The sequence below is a fragment of the Vibrio sp. 03_296 genome (genome assembly GCF_002265885.1).
The window spans coordinates 1-3,626 of sequence record NZ_NPKW01000011.1; the positions used below are offsets into that span (position 1 = coordinate 1).

At 41.6% G+C, this 3,626-nt stretch carries 7 protein-coding genes and 1 pseudogene; 3 read left to right on the forward strand and 5 right to left on the reverse strand.

Going from position 1 to position 3,626, the window contains the following annotated elements:
• A pseudogene (locus CIK04_RS00685) lies at positions 1–244 on the forward strand (transposase); the annotation flags it as partial.
• Positions 245–274: 30 nt separating this feature from the next.
• Here CIK04_RS00685 and CIK04_RS00690 read toward each other — a convergent pair.
• Genes CIK04_RS00690 through CIK04_RS00700 form a run of 3 tightly spaced genes read right to left on the reverse strand, consistent with a single transcriptional unit; the run spans position 275 to position 1,217 of the window.
• Positions 275–682, reverse strand: a complete 408-nt coding sequence (locus tag CIK04_RS00690) for a hypothetical protein (RefSeq protein WP_026050347.1) — start codon at positions 680–682, stop codon at positions 275–277.
• A 51-nt stretch (positions 683–733) separates the two neighbouring features.
• Complete coding sequence (locus CIK04_RS35400) at positions 734–841, reverse strand: IS3 family transposase (RefSeq protein ID WP_128824567.1); 108 nt, start codon at positions 839–841, stop codon at positions 734–736.
• Positions 816–1,217: a hypothetical protein gene (locus CIK04_RS00700; protein WP_097353713.1), complete on the reverse strand. Its 402-nt coding sequence runs from the start codon at positions 1,215–1,217 to the stop codon at positions 816–818. Before CIK04_RS00700 ends, CIK04_RS35400 begins: the two co-directional genes overlap by 26 nt.
• A 197-nt stretch (positions 1,218–1,414) precedes the next feature.
• Here CIK04_RS00700 and CIK04_RS00705 point away from each other — a divergent pair, with 197 nt between their 5' ends.
• Both CIK04_RS00705 and CIK04_RS00710 read left to right on the forward strand, forming a co-directional pair.
• A complete protein-coding gene (locus tag CIK04_RS00705) occupies positions 1,415–1,699 on the forward strand; it encodes a type II toxin-antitoxin system RelB/DinJ family antitoxin (RefSeq protein WP_031846598.1) in 285 nt (94 codons plus the stop codon).
• Positions 1,696–1,974 carry a type II toxin-antitoxin system mRNA interferase toxin, RelE/StbE family gene (locus CIK04_RS00710; RefSeq protein WP_031846599.1) on the forward strand — a complete coding sequence of 93 codons (279 nt, stop codon included), beginning with the start codon at positions 1,696–1,698 and terminating at the stop codon, positions 1,972–1,974. Before CIK04_RS00705 ends, CIK04_RS00710 begins: the two co-directional genes overlap by 4 nt.
• Positions 1,975–2,112: 138 nt before the next feature.
• Here CIK04_RS00710 and CIK04_RS00715 read toward each other — a convergent pair whose 3' ends face one another.
• Both CIK04_RS00715 and CIK04_RS35405 read right to left on the reverse strand, forming a co-directional pair.
• Positions 2,113–2,739, reverse strand: a complete 627-nt coding sequence (locus tag CIK04_RS00715; protein ID WP_079883059.1) for an HNH endonuclease — start codon at positions 2,737–2,739, stop codon at positions 2,113–2,115.
• Positions 2,740–2,759: 20 nt separating this feature from the next.
• Positions 2,760–2,882 carry a DUF3265 domain-containing protein gene (locus CIK04_RS35405; protein WP_097353715.1) on the reverse strand — a complete coding sequence of 41 codons (123 nt, stop codon included), beginning with the start codon at positions 2,880–2,882 and terminating at the stop codon, positions 2,760–2,762.
• Positions 2,883–3,626 lie beyond the last annotated feature (744 nt).

Sequence of the window (3,626 nt, forward strand, 5' to 3'; positions counted from 1 at the left end):
GGCAGTTTCAAAGGCAAGAGAATGATCAAAGGTGGACGGATGCAAGTAAGGACTGTTTTATACATGGCCATGATGTCAGCGATGCAATGTAACCCTGTATTTAAAGAAACATATCAACGACTTTTGGCTGCTGGAAAACCCAAAAAAGTAGCGCTCATTGCCTGCGTCAGAAAGATGGTAGTTATTCTAAATTCAATGCTTAGAGATGGCTGTATGTGGAATGGCAGATAGCGCCAAAAATTAACTATTGACGCCATAGTCTCTTGTTATGTAGCTAGTCACCGCCACCAAAATCAAGAAAGTTTACTCCACCGGAACTATCTAAAGTCGTGTTCGTAACTTTACATTTTGGTGCCGAATTTACCTCTGCATATAACAGGTAACTTTCAAACGAAGGAACTTCCGACACGTTAAATAAGAGCTCACCAACAGACTTTTGAAACTCTAACAAGTCGCCTAAGTCTTCTTGTAACTCGATAGCCAACTCATTGCTGTATGGCAGCAACATGCCGTAAGAAACTGACTTATAAAACTGGTCATCACTGCGCTTAATCTCGCTCAATGCCCAACTAATTTCCTGAAAAGAATAAACGGGCTTTTTCCCAAACTTAGCACACAGTTTCGGAGCCATATCTTTAGCTACTGACTGAACATAAGACTTTTTATTCAAAAAGTTAAGCACACCGAATCTCCTTGCTACTGGTGTACCCCACAAAAAGTAGACAGTACATAACTACATACTTTCGTACTCAGCTGGGCTGACATGTCCCAACGCTGAGTGTCTTCTTCTGCGATTGTAAAATACCTCGATGTATTCAATGAAAACGATTGAGTATTGTATTTAATCCATCCAAGGACTGAGCAGTTTTATCGATATCTATTTTGGGGTTTTCGTCAAACATCTTTGGATTTCGCTCGATTCTTATCGATAGAGAATCAATGGCCCCTTTTACTTCCTCAAGGCTTGCGTAGGATGAAATTTGCTGCCAGTTAGAAATACCTTGATTGTAATACTGGGCAATCATGCTGACGGTGTTGGACGAACCGGGTATATGATCGTGACATAGATCTATTACCTCTTGCACAATATTTCTAAAACGATTTCCGTCATTGCTATCAATGTACAAACCGTCTCTAGTTTTACTGAACCTCGGTAGCATTGCTGCGATTTCAGAGCTGTACTCACCAAGGATTTCTACAATTTCATCTTTCTGCACGATACTACCTCTATAAATTTAACGCCCAATTAAGGTGTGAGGCACGCAATACGATGCTCCCGCATACCACCTTAATCACTTAAACCAACGCATAGTAAAAATGCCACGCGTGCCGAATCACTCTTAAATTGTTTGTTAGTTGCCCATCTCAAAGCCTAGTGCTAACATTTGTACACACACCAAAAAAGGAATACATCATGGACACTAGAATTCAATTTCGTGTTGATGAAGAAACAAAACGCCTAGCTCAACAAATGGCTGAGAGCCAAGGTCGCACTCTAAGTGACGCATGCCGTGAACTTACTGAGCAACTCGCTGAGCAACAAAGAAAAACATTATCTCACGATGCATGGCTAACTGAACAAGTAAACCTAGCATTTGAGAAGTTTGACTCAGGAAAATCCGTTTTCGTTGACCACCAAACTGCTAAATCTCGAATGGAAGAGCGCAAAGCCAGAATCCGTAATCGAGGTAAGCAATGATTTTATGGGAAGAAGAGTCACTTAATGATCGTGAAAAGATCTTTGAGTTTCTCTATGACTTCAACCCTGATGCCGCAGAGAAAACTGACAACCTCATTGAAGCAAAAGTGGAGAACTTGCTAGAGCAGCCACTAATGGGTGTGCAGCGAGATGGTATTCGTGGGCGATTACTTATAATCCCTGATATTTCGATGATCGTCTCCTATTGGATCGAAGGCGACATTATCCGAATCATGCGCGTGCTTCACCAGAAACAAAAATTTCCTATGGATTGATTGCTTCCTCTGGGGAACTAACGCCCAATTAAGGGGTGAGCAACGCTACCACCCAAACCTAAAGCGTTGTGCCATAAACACTTAATTTGAAGTAGAAGCAAAAATGCCAAGCGTTGGGAATCCCTCTTAAATTGCTTGTTAGGAATGTTGCTCAACAAGTGCATTACTGTAATCAATAAACTCTTTGGTGATCTCATGCTTCGAGTTCTTGACGATAAAACTGACGTCTAATTTTAATGAACAATAATCTAGCATTGCATGATGATTTGGGCATACACATATTAAGTTGCCCTCAATATCAGGACCATTGTGTTCTTTACCCAAGGGCTTTAAATGGTGAGCCTCCGCATACGGTTTACCGTTTGGAAGCCGAAATGTAAAACCACAAATTTGACACTTAAAATTATTCTTCGTTTTAACCTGTCGTGAGAGTTTACTGTCCCGAATAAAACGGCTTACAGTATAATCTTGTTTATCTGCGCCATCGTAATCAACTGGCGGTTCTGATACTTGACTTGCTTCAAAGTTCCTAAGAGCCCAGCGCCCACTACCTTTACCATCGACGCTATAAAAAAGGTCATCTCGACTTGGAGTCCAGTTATCCGAATCGCTCGAATAACTCTCAACAGTATTTCTTACAGTAGCTTTCCAGCTTTTAGTTAAGTTACCGCCTTTCAGTGCTTCAATTTCAGCATAAAGGTCACTGTATGCTGCTTCACCACCTAAGTTCTCCATGGCTTGAACTACGTAATCAATCCACCGCACTTATTATTTCCTCTAAATTCCTAACGCTGCGTTAAGGGGTGAATGCCGCATAAACCAACTTCCCGCAGACCACTTTCACCACCAAAACTCACTGCAAACCAAAAATGCCACGCGGCATGAATCCCTCTTAAACGCCTTGTTATGTTTAAGGCTCAAAGGGTTAAGTTTGCGATACCAATAGCTTAACTCGACTTACCTTTGCAAACCAAAACCAGACGCTAAAAAGCTGAATTAACTCATAAATTTGATTCTAATGATTTTGAGTTTTAGCGTGAGAAACCGAAAACTGGAGCTCAAACTTTGAAACCAAGACTCTTTATTCGACTCACAAACGCACTGAACTTAAATGAGGCAACACTCTGAATTTTTAGCGCCCACGAATTGGAGTCCAGAAAACAGCGACCACTGAAGTTAACCTGCCGACATGACCAAAATTGGAAATACGAAGGAACAAAGAAAAGATGCAACCAGCTGATTTTACGTGATTAAACATAACGCCGCGTTAAGGGGCGCAGGCACGCACCAAAAAAGTGACCGCATCACACCTTAAACACTAAACCCAACGCAAATTGAAAATGCCACGCGTGCCAAGTCCCTCTTTAACGCTTGTATGGGAAATTATCCCCATTAATCGACCTGTTTCGGGTAATGTGAGACCCAGGCTTTAGCCGCAACTAAAGCTTTCTATGTTGTAGTTCGATTGAACGCTGGCTCCTCTATCGAGAGACCGATAACAAACATGAACGCGACATAGAACTCCAAGCACCAAACTCGAATACTCGACTGGGTCTCGAACCCGCATTACGCAAGCAAGAGTTAGCTTATTATGAATACAAACACACTTCAAAATATTAATGTCGGTGTGGATACTGGCAAAGCAAATCTAG

What these genes read in the sequence shown, in the direction of transcription:
- CIK04_RS00705 (WP_031846598.1), top strand. Translation starts at nt 1,415, where the DNA reads ATGGACACTAGAATTCAATTTCGTGTTGATGAAGAAACAAAACGCCTA.
- CIK04_RS00710 (WP_031846599.1), top strand. Translation starts at nt 1,696, where the DNA reads ATGATTTTATGGGAAGAAGAGTCACTTAATGATCGTGAAAAGATCTTT.